Source organism: Pseudomonas sp. FG6 (assembly GCF_057809015.1).
This window is the reverse complement of record NZ_JBMDJD010000026.1, coordinates 21713-43396: the sequence shown is the minus strand read 5'-3', so window position 1 is coordinate 43396 and position 21684 is coordinate 21713. Positions and strand designations below refer to the sequence as shown.

Here is a 21684-nt window from a genome sequence, read left to right as displayed (position 1 = left end):
GGCGAATTTTCGCAGTCTAGCGCATCAAAGGTGCGAGTTTTAATCTACACCCATCGAAACGCAACACGGAACGAAGCCGGCGCTGGCGCCGGACGAACCACAGATTGATCGCTGTACCGCATTCAGAACCTGACCACGCCGAAGCATTCGGCCACCCAAACTTATGAGGACTACGCCATGACCACTTCCTACAACCGCCTCGACAAAGATAACGCCGCCGTTCTGCTGGTGGACCACCAGGCTGGCCTGCTGTCGCTGGTACGCGACATCGACCCGGACCGTTTCAAGAACAACGTGCTGGCCCTGGCCGACCTGGCGAAGTACTTCCAATTGCCGACCATCCTCACCACCAGTTTTGAAACCGGCCCCAACGGCCCGCTGATGCCAGAACTCAAGACCCTGTTCCCGGAGGCGCCGTACATCGCCCGTCCCGGCCAGATCAATGCCTGGGACAACGAAGATTTCGTCAAGGCGATCAAGGCCACTGGCAAGAAGCAGCTGATCATCGCCGGCGTCGTCACCGAAGTCTGTGTAGCGTTCCCGGCGCTGTCGGCCCTGGCTGAAGATTTCGAGGTGTTCGTGGTCACCGATGCGTCCGGCACCTTCAACGAACTGACCCGTCAATCGGCCTGGGACCGCATGTCCTCCGCCGGCGCCCAACTGATGACCTGGTTCGGCCTGGCCTGTGAGCTGCACCGCGACTGGCGCAACGACGTGGAAGGCCTGGCGACGCTGTTCTCCAACCACATCCCGGACTACCGCAACCTGATGACCAGCTACAACACGCTGACCAACGGCAAGTAACAGCTACACCGATATAACCCCTGTGTGCGAGCTTGCTCGCTCCCACAGGGGTTTTGTGGTGTTTCTGCATATGGTGTTCAATCTGCGTTAACTATCTTTTCCCGGAGCCTGACCCCATGCTGATCCCCTGCCCCCATTGCAACGGGCTCAATCGCATACCCGCCGAACGCCTGGGCGACCAGCCCAAGTGCGGGCGTTGCAAAGCCCAGGTGCTGCTGAGCACGCCGTTCGAACTCACCCAAGGCGACTACGCCAGCCAGATCAAGGGCGACCTGCCGTTGCTGGTGGATGTGTGGGCTGACTGGTGTGGGCCGTGCAAATCCTTCGCGCCCGTATTCGAACAGGCGGCCAAGCAAATGACGGGCAAATGCCGGCTGGCCAAGCTCGACAGCGAGGCCAATCAGCAATTGTCGGCGCAGTTGGGGATCCGTTCGATTCCCAGCCTGATCCTGTTCAAGGACGGCCGGGAGGTGGCGCGCCAGAGTGGGGCGCTGCCGTTGCCGCAGTTGATGAATTGGTTGCGCAGCCAGGGGATTTGAAGCCATGAGATAACTGTGGGAGCGGGCTTTGTGGGAGCAAAGCTTGCTCGCGATCCAGGCGCTGCGGTCCTCAAGAGACCGCGGCGTTTTCATCGCGGGCAAGCCTTGCTCCCACACAGTTGCTCCCACATGGGTTTGCACAATCCGGAATCAGGCGCTTTCCAACAACCCATGCAACTCCATGAACTGCTGGGTCAGTTTATGCCGCGGGTCCAGGTGGATCAGCGGCAGGCTGGCCTGGTGGGATTCGCGCATGCGCACGGAGCTGGTCAGGTACACCGGCAAGACCGGCAGGCCTTCGGCGATCAGTTCATCGAGGATCTGCTGCGGCAGGCTGGCACGGGCCTGGAACTGGTTGACCACGATGCCTTCGACTTCCAGGCCTTCGTTATGGTCGTCCTTGAGCTCTTCGATTTCCGCCAGCAGGCCATACAGCGCCTGGCGCGAGAAGCTGTCGCAATCGAAGGGGATCAGCACCCGGTCGGCGGCGATCAATGCTGAAACCGCGTAGAAGTTCAGGGCCGGCGGGGTGTCCAGGTAAATCCGGTCGTAATCCTCCTCCAACTCTTCGAGCAGTTTGCGCAGCTTGTTGATCTTGTGTTTTGCCTCCAGCTTGGGCTGCAGATCGGTCAATTCCGCCGTGGCAGTGATGACGTGCAGGTTGTCGAACGGCGTTTCGTAGATGTCCACCTTGTTCTTTTTCGAGAAAGGCCCCGACGACAGGGTCTGCTTGAAGAAGTCGGCAATCCCCATGGGGATGTCATCGCCGGTCAGTCCCGTCAGGTACTGGGTGGAATTGGCCTGGGCATCCAGGTCCACCAACAGCGTGCGATACCCTTCGCTGGCACTGACCGCCGCCAGATTGCAGGCGATGCTGGACTTGCCCACACCACCTTTCTGATTGAACACCACACGTCGCATGACAAAACCTCCGTGTATCAAAGATTACCGAGTGTAGTAGGCCGCGATACCGCTTCGCTACCTTCTGCGTAGGATGGACTACAGCGAACAGTGGCTTTCCCAACGATTCAGGCGTCACTTCACGCAGAAAAATACAGAAACAACTGACAGACACGCTCAAGAGGATCGCAATAATGGTCCATGCCTGCATAGAGCGAACCAGCCGGTACATTTCGCTGGGCAAAATGTAACCAGTGTTTGCTACAAGCCAACCGCACCGGGATAATGCGCGCCACTTGGGTCGCAAGACCATGCAGGGTTGGACGCGGGTCAAACCACTGGACCGTGACAATAAAAGCCCGCAGGGGTGGGATGTAGTTTGTGATCAATTTCAGTATCGCCCAATGGCGCGCATGGGCCCCTGGGCTCGAAAGCGTGGACGATTGGCAGGCTTGGAGCCGGCAGCCGGTCATATTGCCGGCCAGCGATGCCGCCCCTGACGTATCGTTCCTGCCCGCCATGCAGCGTCGACGCCTCAGCCGCCTGGCGCGGATGGCCTTCAGTGTCGGCTGGCCGCTGGCCGAGGGCCGCCCGGACCTACCGTTGGTCTTTATTTCCCGCCACGGTGAAACCCCGCGCACTTTTGAGATTCTCAAGGACCTGGCAGCGGACCAGCCCTTGTCGCCGACCCAGTTCAGCCTGTCGGTGCACAACGCCGTGATCGGCCTGTGGTCGATCATGCGCGGCGAAACCAGCGAGATGACAGCCCTGGCCGCCACGGGCGACGGGCTGGAGCATGGCGTGCTGGAAGCCGCCGCGCTGTTGAACGAAGGTTCGCCCGCGGTGTTGCTGGTGATCACCGAAGAACAACCTCCCGAGGTCTACGCACCGTGGGTCAATGACGTGCCGTTTCCCTACGCGATGGGCCTGCTGCTGACACCAGGCGACGACTGGCAACTGGAACTGTCCGCACCGGACGGTCAAATGTCAGGCGGCGACTGGCCCCATGCCCTGGACCTGTTGCGTACGCTGCTGAACAACGAAACCACCTGCCAACATGCCTGGAAGAATCGTGTATGGACCTGGCAACGCAACCGGTGACCGGTAAACCTCGCGACGCCTACTACTGGCGCCTGCTCGCGACCGCAGCAAGCTTTGCCCTGTTCGGGCTGGGCGGGCTGTGCCTGCGTTTGCTGGTGTTTCCGTTGCTGGCCTGGTTGCCCGGTGACGCCCAGGCCCAGCGCCAACGGGCCCGCCGCACGGTCGGCCGGCTGTTCTGGTTCTTCATTCGCTTCATGGCCCGCACCGGGGTGCTCACCTACCAGATCGATGGTGCTGAACGGCTCGGGCGCCCCGGCCAGATGATCATCGCCAACCACCCCTCGCTGATCGACGTGGTGTTCCTGATCGGGCTGGTGCGCGACGCCAATTGCGTGGTCAAGCAAAGCCTGTGGGACAATCCCTTTACCCGGGGTCCACTGCACTCGACTCAATACATCAGCAACGATGGCAGCATGGACATGCTCGATGCCGCCAGCGAGGCCCTCCAGAGCGACCAGACCTTGATCGTGTTCCCCGAAGGCACGCGCACCCAGCCCGGCCAGACACCCGCCTTCCATCGGGGGGCCGCGGCCATCGCGCTGCGGGGCGCGAAAACCCTGACGCCGGTAACCATCAAGGTCAGTCCCACGACCCTGACCAAGGCCGAGCCCTGGTACCGAATTCCACGCCGCCGCGTGCACTTCAGTTTCCATGTGGGGGCCGATATAGACCCGCAGGCGTTCGCCGCGCTTGGCCCGCCGCCCCAGGCGTCGCGCCGGCTCAACGACTTTTTGCATCACTATTTCATCAAGGAGCTCGCTGACGATGAGCGATCTGCACCGTGACATCAAACAGCTGATCATCGACGCCCTCGGCCTGGAAGACATCGGCATCGACGACATCGGCGACCACCAGACCCTGTTCGGCGAAGGCCTGGGCCTGGACTCGGTGGATGCCCTGGAGCTTGGCCTGGCGATCCAGAAACAGTACGGCATCAAGATCGATGCCGACGCCAAGGACACCCGTAACCATTTCAGCAACGTGGCAAGCCTTGCGGCCTTCGTCACTGCAAAACGCCCCTGAGACCCCCGGACCATGCAAACTCGTGACGACATTTTCAACACCCTGCGCGATGCCCTGGTCGAGCTTTTCGAGCTGGACCCCGAGCGTGTGACGCTGGAGTCGAACCTGTACCAGGACCTGGAAATCGACAGCATCGATGCCGTCGACCTGATCGACCACATCAAGCGCCAGACCGGCAAGAAGATTGCCGCCGAGGAATTCAAGTCGGTACGCACCGTCAACGACGTGGTCGAGGCGGTCTATCGTCTGGTCCAACCGGCCGCATGACCCGGCTGATCGGTCTCGGCCTGCTGCTGGCGGGCCTGCTGTACCCCTTTGCGGTGTATTTCGGCATGGAGCACTTCGCCCCGTGGCAGTTCGGCCTGCTGCTGGGTAGCCTGTGGCTGGCCCGGGCAATGCTCGGGAAAGGCGGCCCCGGCGGTCGCTGGATGGCCGCCACGGCAATCATGTTCTGCGTGCTGCTGGCGTTGTTCGACAGCCCGCTGCTGTTGCGCTGGTACCCGGTGTTGATCAGCGCGTTCATGCTCGCGCTGTTCAGCTTGAGCCTGAAATACGGCCCGCCGATGATCGAACGCCTGGCACGCCTGCGCGAGCCCCAGTTGCCGGCCAAGGCCGTGGTGTATACCCGCCAGGTCACCGTCGCCTGGAGCGTATTTTTCCTGTGCAACGGTTTGCTTGCCGCCGCCCTGACCCTGTGGGCGCCGCTGAGCTGGTGGATGTTGTACACCGGCCTGATTTCCTACGGATTGATGGGGCTGATGTTTGCCATTGAATGGCTCATACGACAACGGGTAAGAGGCCGCCCATGAATTGGATAACACTTGAGCGCATACTGCTCAAGGCCCTGCCGGAACGCGCTGTCGCGGTCGAGCCGGCGTTGAATCACGCGCAACTGCGCGACGCGGCCCTGTGCCTGGCCGCCGGCCTGCAAGCCCGTGGCGTGCGGCATGTGGCCGTGCACCTGGAAGACGCCGCCGACCTGGCCGTGGCCCTGCTGGGTGCCTGGCGCGCCGGGGTGCGCGTCTTGCTCCCGGCCGACCTGCAAGCGCAGACCCGCCAACGCTGGGCGGCGGACGTCGACCTGTGGCTGACCGACCAGCCCGGCGACACCCAGCCCGGCGACGTACAACAAACGCCGATGGCCCCTGCCCAGCTGGACCTCGACCACTGCTGGCTGAGCCTGTGCACCTCCGGCTCCAGCGGCGAGCCCAAGCGCATCGAGAAAAATCTGCGGCAGTTGAGCAACGAAGTCCACGCCCTGGAACAACTGTGGGGCGCCGACCTTGGTCCGGCCTGCATGCTCGGCAGCGTGGCCGCCCAACATATCTATGGGTTGCTGTTCCGCGTGCTGTGGCCGCTGTGCGCCGGGCGCACGTTCATGCGCCGGCAACTGGCGTTCCCCGAAGACCTGCAACGTGCCAGCCGCGAGCACCCGGCGTTCGCCTGGGTCGCCAGCCCGGCGCTGCTCAAACGCATGGGCGACAACCTCGACTGGCCCGCCTTGAGCAGCGTGCGCCGGGTGTTCTCCTCCGGCGGCGCCTTGCCGGCCGAGGCCGCGCAGCGCTTGCAGCAACGCCTGGGGCAATGGCCGACGGAGATTTTCGGCAGTTCGGAAACCGGCGGCATCGCCTGGCGCCAGGGCGGCGGACTGTGGCAACCCTTTGCCAACGTCGAGCTGAGCCAGGACAGCGATGGCGCCTTGCTGATCGCCTCGCCCTACTTGCCCGCCGGGCATGTGGAACACACCGCCGATGCGGCACGAATCAACGAAGACGGGCGCTTCGAGCTGCTCGGACGGCTGGACCGCATCGTCAAACTTGAAGAAAAACGCATCTCCCTGCCAATGCTCGAACACGCCTTGATGAGCCATGACTGGGTCAGCGAAGCGCGGTTGGGGGTGGTGCAGGAAAATCGCGCCTCCCTCGGCGCACTGGTGGTGCTGAGCGAAACCGGCCTGCACGCCTTGCGCAACCTGGGTCGGCGCGCCGTGACCGAGGCGCTGCGCCGACACCTGGGCGGGCATTGCGAGCCGCTGGCCTTGCCCCGACGCTGGCGCTGGCTACGGCAACTGCCACTCAACGCCCAAGGCAAGCTGCCCCAGGCCGAAGTCGAGGCCCTGCTGCTCGCGCCGCGCCCCAAGGCGGCGCAAGTGCTGGAACAGGTCGAAACCGACGGTGAATGGAGCCTGCAACTGGCCGTGCCCCCGGACCTGGCGTACTTCAGCGGCCACTTCCCCACCGCGCCGGTGCTGCCAGGCGTGGTGCAGGTCGACTGGGCCGTGAGCCTGGGCCGGCAACTGCTCGACCTGCCCCCCCGGTTCGTCGGCATGGAAGTGCTGAAATTCCAGCAACTGATCCGCCCCGGCGATGAGGTCCAACTGCACCTGCGCTTCGACCGCGAGCGCGGCAAGCTGTACTTTGCGTACCGCAATGACACGGCGGCGTGCTCCAGTGGGCGGATTGTGTTGGAGATGAGCGATGACTGACAGCACCGTCCTCCTGTGGCGAGGGAGCTTGCTCCCGCTCGAGTGCGAAGCACTCGCCATCTGCCTGTGTCGTTGCACAAATCCTGGGGTTGCTGCGCAACCCAGCGGGAGCAAGCTCCCTCGCCACACAAAGCTCACTGGTCACAATCAGCTCATTTGCCACAAAGTGCCTGAGGGGAACAGAACACATGCATAACCCCTGCGCCGTCATCCCCGTCTACAACCACGAAACCGCCATCTCGGCCGTGGTCCAGGCCTTGCTCGCCAATGGCCTGCCGTGCGTGCTGGTGGACGACGCCAGCAGCCCGGCCTGCGCCGCCGTGCTGGAGCGACTGGCCGAGGGCGAGCAGGTGCATCTGGTCCGGCTGGCGGTCAACCAAGGCAAGGGCGGCGCGGTGATGACCGGCCTGCGCGAGGCTTCGCGGCTGGGTTTCAGCCACGCCTTGCAGGTGGACGCCGACGGCCAGCACGATCTGGGCGATGTGAAGACCTTCATCGAGCAATCCCGCGCCCACCCGGACGCGGTGATCTGCGGCTATCCGCACTACGACGCCAGCGTGCCGAAAGGCCGCCTGTACGCACGCTACCTGACCCACGTCATGGTCTGGATCAACACCCTCTCCTTGCAGATCCGCGACTCCATGTGCGGCTTTCGGGTCTACCCCCTGGCGCCGACCCTGGCGCTGATCGACTCGACGAACATCGGCAAGCGCATGGATTTCGACTCCGACATCCTGGTGCGCCTGGCGTGGCGCAACCAGTCGATGCGCTGGCTGCACACCCGGGTTCACTACCCCCAGGACGGCGTCTCGCACTTTCGCCTGTTCCACGACAACGTGCTGATTTCCAGCATGCACACCCGGTTGTTCTTCGGCATGTTGGTGCGCTTGCCGCTGATTCTCTGGCGACGGTGGCGAGCATGAGCCCTCAGGCAGACAAGCAGCACTGGGCCGACCGCCAGGAGCGCGGCAGTTTCTGGCTGATGAAGCTCACCGCGTTCGCTGCCAAGGTGCTCGGCCGGCGCCTGCTGAGCCCGCTGCTGTATGGCATCGTCCTGTATTTCTTCATTTTCGGCCGCAGCGCACGGCACGCGGCCTGGCAATACCAGCAACGCCTGGCCGACTGGAGCGCACGTCCCGAGCTGCGCCCGACCCACTGGCGGGTGTTCGGGCAATTCATGGCCTTTGCCGACTCGCTGCTGGACAAGCTCGACGTCTGGAACGGCAAGCTGAGCATCGAACAGATCGAAATCGTCGACACGGCACTGCTGCGCCATCACCTGCGCGACGCCCGCGGGCAAATGCTGGTGGGCGCACACCTGGGCAACCTGGAGATGTGCCGGGCCCTGGCCGAGCTGGGCGAGAAGGTGACCATGAACGTGCTGGTGCACACCAAGCACGCCGAGCAGTTCAACCGCTTGCTGGGCGAAGCCGGTGCCACGCACCTGCGGCTGATCCAGGTCAGCGAGCTGGACCCGGTGATCATGTTGCAACTGAGCGAACGCCTGGAACGCGGCGAGTGGCTGGCGATTGCCGGCGACCGCGTACCGCTGCACGGCGGGCGCAGCGTGACCGTGGACTTCATGGGCCACCCGGCCGCCTTTCCCCAAGGCCCCTGGCTGCTGGCCGGCCTGCTGAAATGCCCGGTCAACCTGCTGATGTGCCTCAAGCACGAGGGACGTTACCGCGTCACCCTCGAACCGTTCGCCGACGCCGTGACGTGGAAACGCAACGAGCGTGAACAAGTGATCGCCCACTGGGCCGGCCGCTACGCCGATCGCCTGGCGCAGTACTGCCTCCAAGGCCCCCAACAGTGGTTCAACTTTTACCCTTTCTGGAAGACCGATGACGAAGCCCACTCTTGAGCCGGTAACCTTCGGCGAACGCCCCTTGCGCATCGAAGATGTGCTGGCCCTGTCCAACCGTCTGGCACCGACACAGTTGCAGGATGACCCGGCGTTCCGCCAGCGCATCGCCAAGGGTGCGCAGTTCCTCGATTCCTTGCTGGACAAGGAGGGCGTGATCTACGGCGTGACCACTGGCTACGGCGATTCCTGCGTGGTGGCCGTGCCGTTGCACCACGTCGAGGCGCTGCCACGTCATCTGTACACCTTCCACGGCTGCGGCCTGGGCAAGTTGCTGGACGCCCAGGCCACCCGTGCCGTGCTGGCGGCGCGCTTGCAGTCGCTGTGCCACGGCGTGTCCGGGGTGCGTGTGGAATTGCTGGAACGCCTCCAGGCCTTTCTCGAACACGACGTCCTGCCGCTGATCCCGGAAGAAGGTTCGGTGGGCGCCAGCGGCGACCTGACGCCGCTGTCCTACGTTGCCGCGACCCTGTCCGGCGAACGGGAAGTGCTGTTCCGTGGCGAGCGCCGCCTGGCCGCCGATGTGCACCTCGAACTGGGCTGGACCCCGCTGGTGCTGCGGCCCAAGGAAGCCCTGGCGCTGATGAACGGCACCGCCGTGATGACCGGCCTGGCCTGCCTGGCCTTCGCCCGCGCCGACTACCTGTTGCAACTGGCGACCCGCATCACCGCGCTGAACGTCGTCGCGCTGCAAGGCAACCCGGAGCACTTCGACGAACGCCTGTTCGCCGCCAAGCCGCACCCGGGGCAGATGCAAGTCGCCGCATGGCTGCGCAAGGACCTGGCGATCGACGCGCCGACCGCGCCGCTGCATCGCCTGCAGGATCGCTACTCCCTGCGCTGCGCGCCCCACGTTCTCGGCGTGCTGGCCGACAGCCTCGGCTGGCTGCGTTCGTTCGTTGAGACCGAACTCAACAGCGCCAACGACAACCCGATCATCGACGCCGAAGCCGAGCGCGTGCTGCACGGCGGACACTTCTATGGCGGGCACATCGCCTTCGCCATGGACAGCCTGAAGAACCTGGTGGCCAACGTCGCCGACCTCTTGGACCGCCAGCTCGCGCTGCTGGTGGACGAGCGCTACAACCATGGCTTGCCGAGCAACCTCTCCGGCGCCAGCGCCGAACGAGCGATGATCAACCATGGCTTCAAGGCCGTGCAGATCGGCGCCAGCGCCTGGACCGCCGAAGCCTTGAAAAACACGATGCCGGCCAGCGTGTTCTCGCGCTCCACCGAGTGTCACAACCAGGACAAGGTAAGCATGGGCACCATCGCCGCCCGGGACGCGATCCGCGTGCTGGAGCTGACCGAACAAGTTGCCGCCGCCACCTTGCTGGCCGCCAACCAGGGCGTGTGGCTGCGCAGCCGTGCCGAAGACGCGCGGCCACTGCCACCGGCCCTGGCCGCCATGCATGAAGCGTTGGCCGAGGATTTCGCCCCAGTCATCGAAGACCGCGCACTGGAAGGCGAACTGCGCCTGTGCCTGCAACGCATCGCCGAGCAACACTGGAGGTTGCATGCGTAGCCAAGGCGTTTTGCACGTCGACACCCACATCGTGGTGCCGTTTTTCGACGTCGACTCGATGAACGTGGTCTGGCACGGTCACTACGTCAAATACCTGGAAGTGGCCCGCTGCGCGTTGCTCGACCTGATCGGCCACAACTACAACGACATGCTCGAATCCGGCCATGCGTGGCCGGTGATCGACCTGCAACTGCGCTACGTGCGCAGCGCGGTGTTCGGCCAGGCGCTGACTGTTCGCGCCAGCCTGGTGGAGTGGGAAAACCGGCTGAAGATCAACTACCTGATCAGCGACGCCGCCACGGGCGAGCGCTTGACCCGCGCCAGTTCGGTTCAGGTGGCGGTGGACGTCGCCAGTCGCGAAATGCTGCTGGCCTCGCCACGGGTCTTTGTCGAAGCCGTTGAAAGGAAGCTGCCATGAAGCGTCTGTCTCTCTGGCTCTTGCTGTGCTGCCTGGCGCCGCTGGCCCAGGCGTTCGACCTGCAACAACTGAGCGACCAACTGGCTCGCCCGGACGTGATCCACGGTCAGTTCATCCAGGAAAAACACCTGCGCGCCCTGCCCCAGCCGCTCATCAGCAAGGGCCATTTCGTGCTGGCGAAAAACCATGGGCTGCTGTGGTTGCTGCAAACACCGCTGCAACAGGACTACCGCATCACCGGCCAAGGCATCGCCCGCCGGGACGGCGACGCCTGGCAGATGCTGCCGAACAAGAGCGCCGGTGCCGAACAGAACCGGCTGTTTCTCGCGGTGTTGCAAGGTGACAGCAGCGGGCTGCAACGGGATTTCGAACTGAGCCTGTCGGGCGAACCGCAGCAATGGAAACTGACGCTGACCCCGCGCTCGGTGCTGCTCAAGCAGGTGTTCAACCAGATCAACATCGACGGCGGCGAACTGGTGCAACGCATCGAGTTGCAGGAAACCCAAGGCGACAGCACGGTGCTGCGCATGCAGGACGCCACCAGCGCACAACCCTTGAGCGAAGCGGAGCAACATGATTTTGCCGAGTGAACGGATGCCGCCCCGGCTGTTCCTGCTCTTGCTGCTGGCGGTGCTGGCGCTGGCCGGTTGGCAGTGGCGCAACGGTGCGCCGCTGTCGGCCAACCTCATGGAACTGGTGCCGGGCACGTCGCCCGATGCCCTGGAGCTCATCGCCGAACAACGCATGCAGGAACCGCTCAACCGCGACGTCTTGGTGCTTGTCGGCCACACCGACCGCCAGCAAGCCATCGCCCTGGCGCAAACCCTGGGTGAGCAATGGCAGGCCAGCGGCTTGTTCGACAAGGTGCAGTGGACGTTGCAGGCTGACTTGCCGGCGCTGCGCACGCAGCTGCTCAACGGCCGCGTGGCGATGCTCTCGGCGGCGGACCGGCAACAACTGATCGACCAGCCCCAGGCGTTCATCCAGCAACGGGTGCAGGCGCTGTTCGACCCGTTCAGCGGCTTCAGCCTGGTGCCCAGCCAGGACGATTGGCTGGGCCTGACCGGGCGTATCCAGAACAGCCAGCCACAACGCGGGGCCATCAAATTCGACGTGGGCAGCGGTGCGTTGGTCGCCGACGCCGATGGCAAAAGCTGGGTGATGCTGCGGGCCCGTTCCCGTGGCAATGCCTTCGACATGAACCTGCCGTTGCAGGTGGCCGAGCTGTTGCAACAAAGCCGGGATCAAGCGGCACAGGCCCAAGGGCAACTGCTGGCAGCCAGCGGCTTGCTGTACGCCGCCAGCGGCCAGCAACAGGCCTCGCGGGAGATCACCTGGGTCGGCGGCGGCGCGACGGTTGGCATCTTGCTGTTGCTGTTGCTGGCCTTCCGACGCCTGCGGGTGTGGCTGGCGTTCGTGCCGGTGCTGGTGGGCATGTTGTTTGGCGCGGTGGCGTGCGTCGCGCTGTTCGGACGCATGCATGTCATGACCCTGGTGCTGGGTTCCAGCCTGATCGGTGTCGCGGTGGATTACCCGCTGCATTACCTGTCCAAGAGCTGGAGCCTCAAGCCATGGCGCAGTTGGCCGGCCCTGCGCCTGACCCTGCCAGGGCTGAGCCTGAGCCTGGTGACGACCTGCATCGGATACCTGGCCCTGGCCTGGACGCCGTTCCCGGCCCTGACCCAGATCGCCGTGTTTTCTGCCGCCGGGCTGGCCGGTGCGTACCTGAGCGCAGTCTGCCTGCTGCCAGCGCTGCTCAAGGGTACGAACCTGCGCCCGGCTCAGTGGCCGCTGCGACTGTGCCAATACTTGCTCAAGGCCCGCGAGGCACTGCTGGCGCGGGTGCGCACGCCGATCCTGCTGGCGCTGCTGTTGACCTTCTGCGCCGGCGGCCTCTGGCAGCTGACCACGAAAAACGACATCCGCCAATGGATCGGCACGCCCCAGCACCTGACTGACGAAGCCCGCAATATCGCGCGCATCACCGGGTTCCAGCCCACCAGCCAATTCTTCCTGATCCGCGCCGATGACCAGGCACAGCTGCTGGAACGCCAGACCGCCCTCAATGAGCGACTGGACCAACTCATCGGCCTGGAAAAACTCCAAGGCTACCTGTCGCTCAACCAACTGCTCAGCCCACCCGCCGAGCAACAGAAGGTCCGTGAGGCCCTGGCTCGCTTGCCGGCCTTCTGGCAACCGCTGCTGGACCTGGGCGTGCCGCTCACGGCGTTGCAAGCGGAGCTGGCGCAATTGCAGGCCTTGCCGGTGCAAGACATCGATGCGGCGCTGAGCGGCCCCCTGGCCGAACCGTACCGCACGCTCTGGCTGGGCCCCACCGTGCAAGGGGTCGCGGCGGTGGTCAGCCTCCAAGGCTTGAACGACTCCACGCTGCTGCGGGTACAGGCGGTGGACCTGCCCGGCGTGCAATTGGTGGATCGCCTGGGGGACCTGAACCGGGTCTTCGCCGCCACGCAAATCAGCGCCGCGGAGCTGAAACTGGCCTCTTGCGTGTTGATCGTGCTGGTGCTGATCTGGCCGTTCGGCGTCGGCGCCGCCCTGCGCATCGTCGCCCTGCCGCTGCTGGCCGCGCTGTGCAGCCTGGCGAGCCTCGGCTGGATGGGGCAGCCGCTCACGCTGTTCAGCCTGTTCGGCCTGCTGCTGGTGACGGCCATCGGCGTCGACTACGCGATCCTGATGCGCGAACAGATCGGCGGCGCCGCCGTGAGCCTGCTGGGTACCTTGCTGGCAGCGCTCACCACCTGGCTGTCGTTCGGCCTGTTGGCGTTGTCCAGCACGCCGGCAGTGAGTAACTTCGGCCTGGCGGTGAGCCTGGGGCTGGCGTTCAGCTTCATGCTGGCGCCCTGGGCCGGGCACGGTGCCCACGCGGCCGACGCTGCGGAGCCGAGCCCATGCTGACCTTGGCGTTCTGGCTGATGGCCCTGGGGTTGTTCGCCTTCGCGACGCTGATCGGGCGCCGCGTCGGGTTGATCCCGATTGTCAGCCAGTTGCTGCTGGCCACGCTCGGCTTGCCGTTGCTGATGAGCTTCTGGGTCGAGCCGGGCTGGCAGCTCAGCGGCGCACAACTGGTCTCGCCGACGTGGCTGAAGAACCTCTACAGCCTCGCATTTGCCCTACTCCTGGGGCACATCCTCAGCGACGTGATCGACCTGCGCCTGGACCGCCAGAGCGTGAAGATCGCCGTGCCAAGCTTCATCGTTCCGTTTGCCTGCGGCCTGGCCACCGCGTTCTGGCTGTTGCCGGCGCAGCCTTGGATCAGCTCGTTGGCGGTGGGGCTGCTGTTCGCCATCACCGCGATACCGGTCTTGTACCTGTACCTGCAACACATCGGCTACCCAGCCACTGCCACCCGGCGGCTGGTGCAAACCGCAATCCTGATCGACCTGGCCTGCTGGAGCCTGTTCGGCCTGGCCCAAGGCAGCCTGCACCTGTCCAGCCTGTTGCTGCCCTTGGCCTGCGCAGCGGCGCCGCTGCTGTTGCGCCTGGTTGGCCTGCGCCAGCCGTTGCTCTACAGCGGTGTGTTTTTTGCCCTGCTGGTGGTGGCCGAGCACTACCGGCTCAATGCGCTGATCGTCGGCATCGGCTACCTGCTGTGCATGGCCGCGCTCAAAGTGCCGTTGCAACTGCCGCTCGACGGTGCCTGGATGCAGGGTTTGCAGACCTACCTGGCGATCCCGCTGATCCTCACGTTCGGCATCGTGCAGATCAACGTCCACGGCGCCCTCGACAGCCTGGGCTGGGTTCAGTTGGGGGCGTTGCTGCTGTTGCCCATTGCCAGCAAACTGCTGGGCAACTGGCTCGGCCTGGGCTGGGCCGGCGCGTCGTTCGCCGGCGCCAGTCGCTGGCGCGAAAGTGTCTTGCTGAACATTCGCGGCTTGAGTGAAATCGTCTTCCTCAACCTGCTGTTGCAACAACAGCTCATCAGTGCGGCGCTGTACTTCGTGCTGATGCTGATGGGCCTGATCGCCACCTTGTTGCCGGCCCTGGCCGGTTTGCACCGTATCCCCTCGATTGCCGTCCCGGCCAGGAGCTCAAGTGCCAAGCATTGAAATGGAATGTCGCCAGGTCGTCGTCATTGGTGCGGGCCCTTCCGGGGCTATCGCCGCCGCGCTGCTCAAGCGCAAGGGGCATGACGTGCTGGTGATCGAGCGTCAACATTTCCCGCGGTTTTCCATCGGTGAAAGCCTGCTGTCCCATTGCCTGGACTTTGTCGAAGAAGCCGGCATGCTCGATGCGGTGAATGCCGCCGGATTCCAGCGCAAGAACGGCGCCGCGTTTGCCTGGGGCGAGCGCTACAGCGCGTTCGATTTCGGCGACACCTTCAGCGCCGGCAAACCCACCACCTTCCAGGTGCAACGGGCCGACTTCGACAAATTGCTGGCCGACCAGGCCGCGCTGCAAGGCGTGGAAATCCGTTACGGCCAAGCGATTACCAGCGCCGACTTCAGCCTCGCCCAACCCCAACTGGGCGTGCAGCGCGAAGACGGCAGCGAGTACCGCATCGAAGCCCAGTTCGTGCTCGATGCCAGCGGTTACGGCCGGGTCTTGCCACGCCTGCTGGACCTTGAGGCACCGTCGAGTTTCCCGGTGCGCCAGGCCGTGTTCACCCACGTCGAGGATCGCATCGATGCCCCGGGGTTCGATCGGGAAAAGATCCTGATCACCACCCATCCAAGTAAACGCGACATATGGTTCTGGACCATCCCGTTCAGCCACGGGCGCTGCTCGGTGGGGGTGGTGGCCGCCGCCGAACATTTCGCTGGCCGTACCGACGACCTCGACGCCTGCCTGCGCGGCTTCATCGACGAAACCCCGAGCCTGGCCACCGTGCTGCAAAACGCGCGATGGGACACCCCGGCGCGCGCCATCGGCGGCTACTCGGCCAACGTCAAGGCCCTGCACGGCCCCGGCTTCGCCCTGCTGGGCAACGCTGCTGAATTCCTCGACCCGGTGTTCTCTTCCGGCGTGACCATCGCCATGCGCTCGGCGAGCATGGCCGCTGGCGTGTTGCATCGGCAGTTGCAAGGCGAAAGCGTGGATTGGGAGAGCGAGTTCGCCGAGCCGCTCAAGCGCGGCGTCGACACGTTCCGCTGCTACGTCGAGGGTTGGTACGCCGGTACTTTCCAGGACGTGATCTATTACACCGAAGGCTCGGCCGACATCCGCCGCATGATCAGTTCGATCCTCGCCGGCTATGCCTGGGACTCGCTCAATCCGTTTGTCAGCGAACCCAAGCGACGCCTGCGCATGCTCTCGGAAATCTGCGCGAGCCCGACGCCATGAGTAAACGACCATGAGCTACCTGAGCGACAGCTACGTCGAAGAGACCCGTTTCGGCTTCTGGTTCTTGCGCAGCCACACCTGGCAGCACCACGTATTGCGGGTGGCGATCAACGACCTGCGCAGCCTGTTCGACGCGCCGCTGCCGGCCCACCCGGTGCTGCTCGACGCCGGCTGCGGCCAGGGCAAGTCGTTCCAGTACCTGCGCCAGGTGTTTGCACCGCAACGCCTGATCGGCGTGGATGCCGACCCCCACAGCCTGGACCTGAGCCGGGAAGAAGCCGCGCGCCAGGACATGACCGTGGAGTTGATCGGCAGCGATTGCGCGACATTGGCCGTGCCCGATGCCAGCGTCGACCTGTTGTTCTGCCACCAGACCTTCCATCACCTGGTGGAACAGGATAGAGCCCTCGCCGAGTTCTATCGCGTGCTCAAGCCCGGCGGCTACCTGATGTTCGCCGAGTCCACCGAGGCCTACATTGACACCTGGGTGATCCGCTGGCTATTCCGTCATCCCATGCACGTGCAGAAAAGCGCCGCACAGTACCTGGAGATGATCCGTGGGCAGGGTTTCCAGTTCGACGCCCACAACGTGTCCTACCCCTACCTGTGGTGGAGCCGCGCCAAGGACTTCGGCCTGCTGGAACGCTTTGGCCTGCGTCGCCCCAAGCCGTTTGGCGAGCGCGAGGAAACCTTGGTCAACGTGGTGGCGCGCAAGCCCCTCGAACAGGCACTTGAAGAGGTCGCCGAATGATCCGTGCCCTGTTGATCGGCTGCCTGTTGCTGCTCAGTGCCTGCGCCAGTCATGCGCCGTTGCCCGAGCGCACGCCGACCCTGACCTTGCCCCTGCAACTGCACATCGAGCGGACACTGGCCGGCCAACGCCAGGACTGGCTGCTGGTGATCCAACGCGAAAGCACGGGCATCCGCTGGTCGATGATGGACCCGCTGGGCATTCCCGTGGCCCGTCAGCGCCTGGTCGATGGCCAGTGGCAAGCCGACGGCCTGTTGCCGCCCAACGCCGAAGCCCGCGAGCTGTTCGCCGCGCTGCTGTTCGCCCTTACACCCGAAACCGAACTGCCGGGCAACTACCCGGCCGCCCGGCAGCAGGCAGGGCAACGGAGCCTCGACGGTCGTTGGCAGGTGCGCTACACGCAGCCACTGAAATTCGAAATGAGCCTGCCCCAAGGCCCGCGCTATCGCATCACACCGTTGACCGAGAACGCCCCATGACCGCCTATTTGAACGCCCTTGGATTGATCTGCGCCCTGGGCCGCGACAAACACAGCGTGGCGCGCAACCTGTTTGCCGGCGATTGCTCGGGCGTGCGCCCCGTGGAAGGCTGGGTGGCCGAACGCGCATTGCCGGTCGCGGCGGTGTCGGGCGAACTGGCGCCCATCCCCCCGGCCCTGGCCCCGCAGCGCAGCCGCAACAACCAGTTGCTGCTGGAAGCGGCGCTGCAGATTCGTGCCGACATCGACCAGGCCATCCAGGCCTACGGTCGCAGCCGCATCGGCATCGTCCTGGGCACCAGTACCTCAGGCATCGATGAGGCCAGCGACGGCATCGCTCACTACCTGCGCGAGCAACACTTTCCGGAAGGTTACGACTACCAGCAACAGGAGCTCAGCGCGCCGGCGAATTTTCTCTGCGACTGGCTGGGCTTGAGCGGTCCGTCCTACGTGATCTCCACCGCCTGCACCTCCAGCGCCCGCGCCCTGATGAGCGCCCGTCGCCTGCTCGACCTGGGCCTGTGCGACGCGGTGCTTTGCGGCGGTGTGGACAGCCTGTGCAAGCTGACCCTCAACGGTTTTTCAGCACTGGAAGCCGTGTCGAGCGAGCGCTGCAATCCGTTTTCGGTGAACCGCAGCGGCATCAACATCGGCGAAGCGGCGGTGCTGTTTCTCATGAGCAAGACGCCGGGCGATGGGGCTCCGATTGCCTTGCTCGGTGACGGCGCCAGTTCCGACGCCCACCATATTTCCGCGCCCGAACCCAACGGTCGCGGCGCTCGCCAGGCGATGGAAAAGGCCCTGCGCTGCGCAGGTCTTGCGCCGGAGCAGATCGACTACGTAAACCTGCACGGCACCGCCACTCAACACAACGACGCCATGGAAAGCCTGGCGGTGGCCGGGTTGTTTCCGGCAGGGGTGCCCTGCTCGTCCACCAAGCCCATGACCGGCCACACCCTCGGTGCAGCCGGCGCCCTGGAAGCAGCGTTCTGCTGGTTGAGCCTGAGTGCTGAAAACAGCGCCCAAGCCTTGCCGCCCCATGTCTGGGACGGCCAGGCCGACCCCGCGCTGCCGGCGCTGGACTGGGTAGACGCCAACACCCGCTTGAACCCGACCTCACCTCGCCGCCTGATGAGCAACTCGTTTGCCTTCGGGGGCAACAACGTCAGCCTGATTATCGGAGACGCCCCATGATTGACTGGCCGCTCGCCGAACTGCTGCCGCACGCCGGCGACATGATCCTCATCGACCGGATCCTGTCTTTCGATGACGAACAGATCCACACCCACGCCACCGTCAAGCCCGGTGGCCTGTTCAACCTCGACGACGGCAGCCTGCCGGCCTGGGTCGGCATCGAACTGATGGCCCAGAGCGTCGCGGCGTTCGCCGGTTGCCATGCCCGCCAGCGCGGCGATGCCGTGGAGCTGGGCTTTCTGCTTGGTACCCGCAAGTTCGAATGCAACGTCGAAGCCTTCCCGGCCGGCGCCGAGTTGACCATTCACGGGGTGCGCTCCCTGGAAGACGACAACGGCATGGGCGTGTTCGAGTGCCATATCCACGCGCCCGGCATCCATGCCTCGGCCCGGCTGAACGTGTTCCGTCCGCCCCAGGCTGCCCAATACCTTCATGAACCGTCCGCAACAGGAAACCTGCCATGACTGAATCCGTACTGGTCACCGGCTCCAGCCGTGGCATCGGCCGCGCCATCGCCCTGCGCCTGGCCCAGGCCGGGCACGACATCGTGCTGCACTGCCGCAGCGGTCGCACCGAGGCCGAGGCCATCCAGGCCGAAATCCAGGCCCTGGGCCGCAACGCCCGGGTGCTGCAATTCGACGTGTCCGACCGCGCCGCCTGCAAAGCCATTCTCGAGGCCGATGTCGAAACCCACGGGGCCTATTACGGCGTAGTGCTCAACGCCGGCCTGACCCGTGACGGCGCCTTCCCGGCCTTGAGCGAGGACGATTGGGACAGCGTGATGCGCACCAACCTCGACGGTTTCTACAACGTGCTGCACCCGGTGATGATGCCGATGATCCGTCGTCGCGCCGCCGGGCGGATCGTTTGCATCACCTCGGTTTCCGGGCTGATCGGCAACCGTGGCCAGGTCAACTACAGCGCCTCGAAGGCCGGGCTGATCGGCGCGGCCAAGGCGTTGGCAATCGAGCTGGGCAAGCGCAAGATCACAGTCAACTGTGTCGCGCCGGGGCTGATCGACACCGCCATGCTCGACGAAAACGTACCCGTGGAAGAATTGATGAAAATGATCCCCGCCCAGCGCATGGGCACTCCGGAAGAAGTCGCCGGCGCGGTGAACTTCCTCATGTCCGCCGAAGCCGGCTACATCACCCGGCAGGTGCTGGCCGTCAACGGAGGCTTGTGCTGATGAAACGCGTCGTCGTCACCGGCATGGCCGGCATCACGTCCGTGGGCAGCGACTGGCCGACCATTGCCGCCAACTTCGCGGCCAACCGCAGCGGCATCCGGCGCATGGATGAGTGGGATCGCTTTAGCGAGTTGAACACCCGCCTGGCCGGGCCCATCGATGACTTCCAGGTCCCGGCGCACTGGACGCGCAAGCAACTGCGCAGCATGGGCCGGGTCTCGCGCCTGTCGGTGAGCGCGGCGGAACGAGCCCTGGCCGACGCCGGCCTGCTGGGCGACGCGTCGATCAAGGACGGGCGCATGGGCGTGTCCTGCGGTTCGTCCACCGGCAGCACCGACGAGATCAAGGCCTTCGGCAACATGCTGCTCAACAGCGTCGCCGAAGGGCTGAACGCCAACTCCTACGTGCGGATGATGCCCCACACCACCGCCGCCAACATCAGCATCTTCTTCGGGCTGACCGGGCGACTGATCCCGACATCCAGCGCCTGCACCAGCGGCAGCCACGGCATCGGCTACGCCTACGAGGCGATCAAGTTCGGCCGCTTGCCCATGATGCTGGCCGGCGGGGCGGAAGAACTGTGCCCGACCGAAGCCATGGTCTTCGACGCGCTCTACGCCACCAGCCTGAAAAACGATGCGCCGCACACCAGCCCGCGTCCCTACGACAAAGACCGCGATGGCCTGGTGATCGGTGAAGGCGCCGGCATACTGGTCCTCGAAGAGCTGGAACATGCCCTGGCGCGCGGTGCGCGGATCCATGCCGAGATCGTCGGCTTTGGCAGCAACGCCGACGGCCAGCACGCCACCCGCCCGGAACTGGTCACCATGCGCCGAGCCATGGAACTGGCCCTGGAAGACGCCGGCCTCAGTCCCTCGGCCATCGGCTACGTCAACGGCCACGGCACCGCCACCGAACAGGGCGACATCGCCGAAACCCTAGCCACCAGCAGCCTGTTCGGCGAACACATGCCCATCAGCTCGCAGAAAAGCTTCCTCGGCCACACCCTCGGCGCCTGCGGGGCCCTGGAGTCCTGGTTCAGCATCGAAATGATGAACAGCGACCGGTACGTGCACACCTTCAACCTCGACGAAGTCGATCCGCAGTGCGGCAAGCTCGATTACCTGCGCAACGAATTCCGCTCGATGAGCAACGAATACGTGATGAACAACAACTTCGCCTTTGGCGGCGTGAACACCTCGTTGATCTTCAGGCGCTGGCGTTGAACCTGGGGAACAGAGCCTGCTCGCGATAGCGGTAGGCCTGTAAAAACTCGGAAAGCGGAACACCTCATTTCCGAAACTTCCCACACCAAATAGCTTGAACTACGCGCTAGGGTCACCCTTCCAACCACAAAGTCGGGAATTCCAAGGATGAAGGAAGTGACCAACAAAGCCGTGATCGTTTTCAGCGGCGGCCAGGACTCCACCACCTGTCTGATCCACGCGCTGCCGAACTATGACGAAATACACTGCATCACCTTCGATTATGGCCAGCGCCATCGCGCCGAGATCGAAGTAGCACAGCAACTCGCCAAAAAGCTGGGGGTGACCGCCCATAAAATACTGGACGTCACCGTGCTCAGCGAACTGGCGATCAGCAGCCTGACACGCGACAACATACCGGTGCCCAGTGCAAACAGCGGGGCACCGGGCCTGCCCAATACTTTCGTACCGGGCAGGAATATTCTGTTTTTGATCCTGGCTTCCATTTATGCCTATCAAGTCGGGGCGGAGGCGGTGATTACCGGTGTTTGTGAAACGGACTTCTCTGGCTACCCCGACTGTCGTGACAACTTTGTCAAAGCAATGAACAACGCCGTTGAATTGGGCATGGATTACAAGCTGCGTATAGAAACGCCGCTCATGTGGTTGAACAAGGCGCAAACCTGGGCGTTGGCGGACTACCACCATCAGCTGGATTTGGTTCGCCAGGACACGCTGACTTGTTATAACGGAGTGAAAGGCGGTGGCTGTTCGGATTGTGCAGCCTGTCATCTTCGCGCAAAGGGGCTGAAGGAGTTCCTGGATAACAAAGACCACATTACGGCCAGCTTAAAAACAAAACTAGGAATTTCAAAATAATCTCTAACCGAGTGAGCTGCCGTTAAAC

At 64.2% G+C, this 21684-nt stretch carries 24 protein-coding genes; 23 read left to right on the top strand and 1 reads right to left on the bottom strand.

Annotation, left to right across the window (positions count from 1 at the left end):
* The first annotated feature begins 177 nt into the window (after positions 1–177).
* Entirely contained in the window at positions 178–804 is a 627-nt protein-coding gene (gene ycaC, locus ACODSJ_RS17500) for an isochorismate family cysteine hydrolase YcaC (protein WP_489102921.1), read from the top strand.
* A gap of 116 nt (positions 805–920) precedes the next feature.
* Positions 921–1343 (top strand): thioredoxin TrxC, encoded by a 423-nt coding sequence (trxC, locus tag ACODSJ_RS17495; RefSeq protein ID WP_489102920.1) that lies wholly within the window; start codon positions 921–923, stop codon positions 1341–1343.
* Positions 1344–1493: 150 nt separating this feature from the next.
* Here trxC and ACODSJ_RS17490 read toward each other — a convergent pair whose 3' ends face one another.
* On the bottom strand, positions 1494–2264 hold the full coding sequence (locus ACODSJ_RS17490) for a ParA family protein (protein ID WP_489102919.1): 771 nt from the start codon (positions 2262–2264) through the stop codon (positions 1494–1496).
* Between the two features lie 360 nt (positions 2265–2624).
* On the opposite strand from ACODSJ_RS17490, the gene ACODSJ_RS17485 reads away from it, so the two are divergent.
* The 21 genes from ACODSJ_RS17485 (at position 2625) to queC (ending at position 21656) form a co-directional block, all read left to right on the top strand.
* Positions 2625–3344 (top strand): beta-ketoacyl synthase chain length factor, encoded by a 720-nt coding sequence (locus tag ACODSJ_RS17485; protein WP_489102918.1) that lies wholly within the window; start codon positions 2625–2627, stop codon positions 3342–3344.
* Positions 3320–4129 carry a lysophospholipid acyltransferase family protein gene (locus tag ACODSJ_RS17480; protein WP_489102917.1) on the top strand — a complete coding sequence of 270 codons (810 nt, stop codon included), beginning with the start codon at positions 3320–3322 and terminating at the stop codon, positions 4127–4129. Before ACODSJ_RS17485 ends, ACODSJ_RS17480 begins: the two co-directional genes overlap by 25 nt.
* The gene (locus tag ACODSJ_RS17475) at positions 4110–4367 is read left to right on the top strand and encodes a phosphopantetheine-binding protein (protein ID WP_042727925.1); all 258 of its coding nucleotides are present in this window, start codon (positions 4110–4112) and stop codon (positions 4365–4367) included. Before ACODSJ_RS17480 ends, ACODSJ_RS17475 begins: the two co-directional genes overlap by 20 nt.
* A 12-nt stretch (positions 4368–4379) precedes the next feature.
* A complete protein-coding gene (locus ACODSJ_RS17470; protein WP_030140951.1) occupies positions 4380–4634 on the top strand; it encodes an acyl carrier protein in 255 nt (84 codons plus the stop codon).
* Positions 4631–5176, top strand: coding sequence for a COG4648 family protein (locus ACODSJ_RS17465; RefSeq protein ID WP_489102916.1), 546 nt, complete (start codon positions 4631–4633; stop codon positions 5174–5176). Before ACODSJ_RS17470 ends, ACODSJ_RS17465 begins: the two co-directional genes overlap by 4 nt.
* Positions 5173–6852, top strand: coding sequence for an ApeI family dehydratase (locus tag ACODSJ_RS17460; RefSeq protein WP_489102915.1), 1680 nt, complete (start codon positions 5173–5175; stop codon positions 6850–6852). Before ACODSJ_RS17465 ends, ACODSJ_RS17460 begins: the two co-directional genes overlap by 4 nt.
* Before the next feature lie 188 nt (positions 6853–7040).
* Positions 7041–7775, top strand: a complete 735-nt coding sequence (locus ACODSJ_RS17455) for a glycosyltransferase family 2 protein (protein WP_489102914.1) — start codon at positions 7041–7043, stop codon at positions 7773–7775.
* Positions 7772–8716, top strand: coding sequence for a lysophospholipid acyltransferase family protein (locus ACODSJ_RS17450; RefSeq protein WP_489102913.1), 945 nt, complete (start codon positions 7772–7774; stop codon positions 8714–8716). The genes ACODSJ_RS17455 and ACODSJ_RS17450 overlap by 4 nt, the downstream gene beginning before the upstream one ends.
* A complete protein-coding gene (locus ACODSJ_RS17445) occupies positions 8697–10241 on the top strand; it encodes an HAL/PAL/TAL family ammonia-lyase (RefSeq protein ID WP_489102912.1) in 1545 nt (514 codons plus the stop codon). Before ACODSJ_RS17450 ends, ACODSJ_RS17445 begins: the two co-directional genes overlap by 20 nt.
* The gene (locus ACODSJ_RS17440) at positions 10234–10659 is read left to right on the top strand and encodes an acyl-CoA thioesterase (RefSeq protein WP_489102911.1); all 426 of its coding nucleotides are present in this window, start codon (positions 10234–10236) and stop codon (positions 10657–10659) included. Before ACODSJ_RS17445 ends, ACODSJ_RS17440 begins: the two co-directional genes overlap by 8 nt.
* Entirely contained in the window at positions 10656–11249 is a 594-nt protein-coding gene (locus tag ACODSJ_RS17435) for an outer membrane lipoprotein carrier protein LolA (protein ID WP_489102910.1), read from the top strand. Before ACODSJ_RS17440 ends, ACODSJ_RS17435 begins: the two co-directional genes overlap by 4 nt.
* On the top strand, positions 11233–13575 hold the full coding sequence (locus ACODSJ_RS17430; protein WP_489102909.1) for an MMPL family transporter: 2343 nt from the start codon (positions 11233–11235) through the stop codon (positions 13573–13575). The genes ACODSJ_RS17435 and ACODSJ_RS17430 overlap by 17 nt, the downstream gene beginning before the upstream one ends.
* Positions 13569–14726, top strand: a complete 1158-nt coding sequence (locus ACODSJ_RS17425; RefSeq protein WP_489102908.1) for a cation:proton antiporter — start codon at positions 13569–13571, stop codon at positions 14724–14726. Before ACODSJ_RS17430 ends, ACODSJ_RS17425 begins: the two co-directional genes overlap by 7 nt.
* Positions 14713–15960: an NAD(P)/FAD-dependent oxidoreductase gene (locus ACODSJ_RS17420; RefSeq protein ID WP_489102907.1), complete on the top strand. Its 1248-nt coding sequence runs from the start codon at positions 14713–14715 to the stop codon at positions 15958–15960. The genes ACODSJ_RS17425 and ACODSJ_RS17420 overlap by 14 nt, the downstream gene beginning before the upstream one ends.
* Before the next feature lie 10 nt (positions 15961–15970).
* Positions 15971–16711, top strand: coding sequence for a class I SAM-dependent methyltransferase (locus ACODSJ_RS17415; RefSeq protein WP_489102906.1), 741 nt, complete (start codon positions 15971–15973; stop codon positions 16709–16711).
* Positions 16708–17190, top strand: coding sequence for a DUF3261 domain-containing protein (locus ACODSJ_RS17410; RefSeq protein ID WP_489102905.1), 483 nt, complete (start codon positions 16708–16710; stop codon positions 17188–17190). Before ACODSJ_RS17415 ends, ACODSJ_RS17410 begins: the two co-directional genes overlap by 4 nt.
* Positions 17187–18383 (top strand): beta-ketoacyl-[acyl-carrier-protein] synthase family protein, encoded by a 1197-nt coding sequence (locus ACODSJ_RS17405; RefSeq protein WP_489102904.1) that lies wholly within the window; start codon positions 17187–17189, stop codon positions 18381–18383. Before ACODSJ_RS17410 ends, ACODSJ_RS17405 begins: the two co-directional genes overlap by 4 nt.
* Positions 18380–18847: a hotdog family protein gene (locus ACODSJ_RS17400; protein ID WP_489102903.1), complete on the top strand. Its 468-nt coding sequence runs from the start codon at positions 18380–18382 to the stop codon at positions 18845–18847. The genes ACODSJ_RS17405 and ACODSJ_RS17400 overlap by 4 nt, the downstream gene beginning before the upstream one ends.
* Entirely contained in the window at positions 18844–19572 is a 729-nt protein-coding gene (fabG, locus tag ACODSJ_RS17395; RefSeq protein WP_489102902.1) for a 3-oxoacyl-ACP reductase FabG, read from the top strand. The genes ACODSJ_RS17400 and fabG overlap by 4 nt, the downstream gene beginning before the upstream one ends.
* Entirely contained in the window at positions 19572–20798 is a 1227-nt protein-coding gene (locus tag ACODSJ_RS17390) for a beta-ketoacyl-ACP synthase (RefSeq protein WP_489102901.1), read from the top strand. The genes fabG and ACODSJ_RS17390 overlap by 1 nt, the downstream gene beginning before the upstream one ends.
* Positions 20799–20954: 156 nt before the next feature.
* A complete protein-coding gene (gene queC / locus ACODSJ_RS17385; RefSeq protein WP_489102949.1) occupies positions 20955–21656 on the top strand; it encodes a 7-cyano-7-deazaguanine synthase QueC in 702 nt (233 codons plus the stop codon).
* Positions 21657–21684 lie beyond the last annotated feature (28 nt).

Excerpts from the sequence above, each read along its gene's own strand:
- ycaC (WP_489102921.1), top strand. The coding sequence starts at position 178 with ATGACCACTTCCTACAACCGCCTCGACAAAGATAACGCCGCCGTTCTG.
- trxC (WP_489102920.1), top strand. The coding sequence starts at position 921 with ATGCTGATCCCCTGCCCCCATTGCAACGGGCTCAATCGCATACCCGCC.
- ACODSJ_RS17490 (WP_489102919.1), bottom strand. The coding sequence starts at position 2,264 with ATGCGACGTGTGGTGTTCAATCAGAAAGGTGGTGTGGGCAAGTCCAGC.
- ACODSJ_RS17480 (WP_489102917.1), top strand. The coding sequence starts at position 3,320 with ATGGACCTGGCAACGCAACCGGTGACCGGTAAACCTCGCGACGCCTAC.
- ACODSJ_RS17475 (WP_042727925.1), top strand. The coding sequence starts at position 4,110 with ATGAGCGATCTGCACCGTGACATCAAACAGCTGATCATCGACGCCCTC.
- ACODSJ_RS17470 (WP_030140951.1), top strand. The coding sequence starts at position 4,380 with ATGCAAACTCGTGACGACATTTTCAACACCCTGCGCGATGCCCTGGTC.
- ACODSJ_RS17465 (WP_489102916.1), top strand. The coding sequence starts at position 4,631 with ATGACCCGGCTGATCGGTCTCGGCCTGCTGCTGGCGGGCCTGCTGTAC.
- ACODSJ_RS17460 (WP_489102915.1), top strand. The coding sequence starts at position 5,173 with ATGAATTGGATAACACTTGAGCGCATACTGCTCAAGGCCCTGCCGGAA.
- ACODSJ_RS17455 (WP_489102914.1), top strand. The coding sequence starts at position 7,041 with ATGCATAACCCCTGCGCCGTCATCCCCGTCTACAACCACGAAACCGCC.
- ACODSJ_RS17450 (WP_489102913.1), top strand. The coding sequence starts at position 7,772 with ATGAGCCCTCAGGCAGACAAGCAGCACTGGGCCGACCGCCAGGAGCGC.
- ACODSJ_RS17445 (WP_489102912.1), top strand. The coding sequence starts at position 8,697 with ATGACGAAGCCCACTCTTGAGCCGGTAACCTTCGGCGAACGCCCCTTG.
- ACODSJ_RS17440 (WP_489102911.1), top strand. The coding sequence starts at position 10,234 with ATGCGTAGCCAAGGCGTTTTGCACGTCGACACCCACATCGTGGTGCCG.
- ACODSJ_RS17435 (WP_489102910.1), top strand. The coding sequence starts at position 10,656 with ATGAAGCGTCTGTCTCTCTGGCTCTTGCTGTGCTGCCTGGCGCCGCTG.
- ACODSJ_RS17430 (WP_489102909.1), top strand. The coding sequence starts at position 11,233 with ATGATTTTGCCGAGTGAACGGATGCCGCCCCGGCTGTTCCTGCTCTTG.
- ACODSJ_RS17425 (WP_489102908.1), top strand. The coding sequence starts at position 13,569 with ATGCTGACCTTGGCGTTCTGGCTGATGGCCCTGGGGTTGTTCGCCTTC.
- ACODSJ_RS17415 (WP_489102906.1), top strand. The coding sequence starts at position 15,971 with ATGAGCTACCTGAGCGACAGCTACGTCGAAGAGACCCGTTTCGGCTTC.
- ACODSJ_RS17410 (WP_489102905.1), top strand. The coding sequence starts at position 16,708 with ATGATCCGTGCCCTGTTGATCGGCTGCCTGTTGCTGCTCAGTGCCTGC.
- ACODSJ_RS17405 (WP_489102904.1), top strand. The coding sequence starts at position 17,187 with ATGACCGCCTATTTGAACGCCCTTGGATTGATCTGCGCCCTGGGCCGC.
- ACODSJ_RS17400 (WP_489102903.1), top strand. The coding sequence starts at position 18,380 with ATGATTGACTGGCCGCTCGCCGAACTGCTGCCGCACGCCGGCGACATG.
- fabG (WP_489102902.1), top strand. The coding sequence starts at position 18,844 with ATGACTGAATCCGTACTGGTCACCGGCTCCAGCCGTGGCATCGGCCGC.
- ACODSJ_RS17390 (WP_489102901.1), top strand. The coding sequence starts at position 19,572 with ATGAAACGCGTCGTCGTCACCGGCATGGCCGGCATCACGTCCGTGGGC.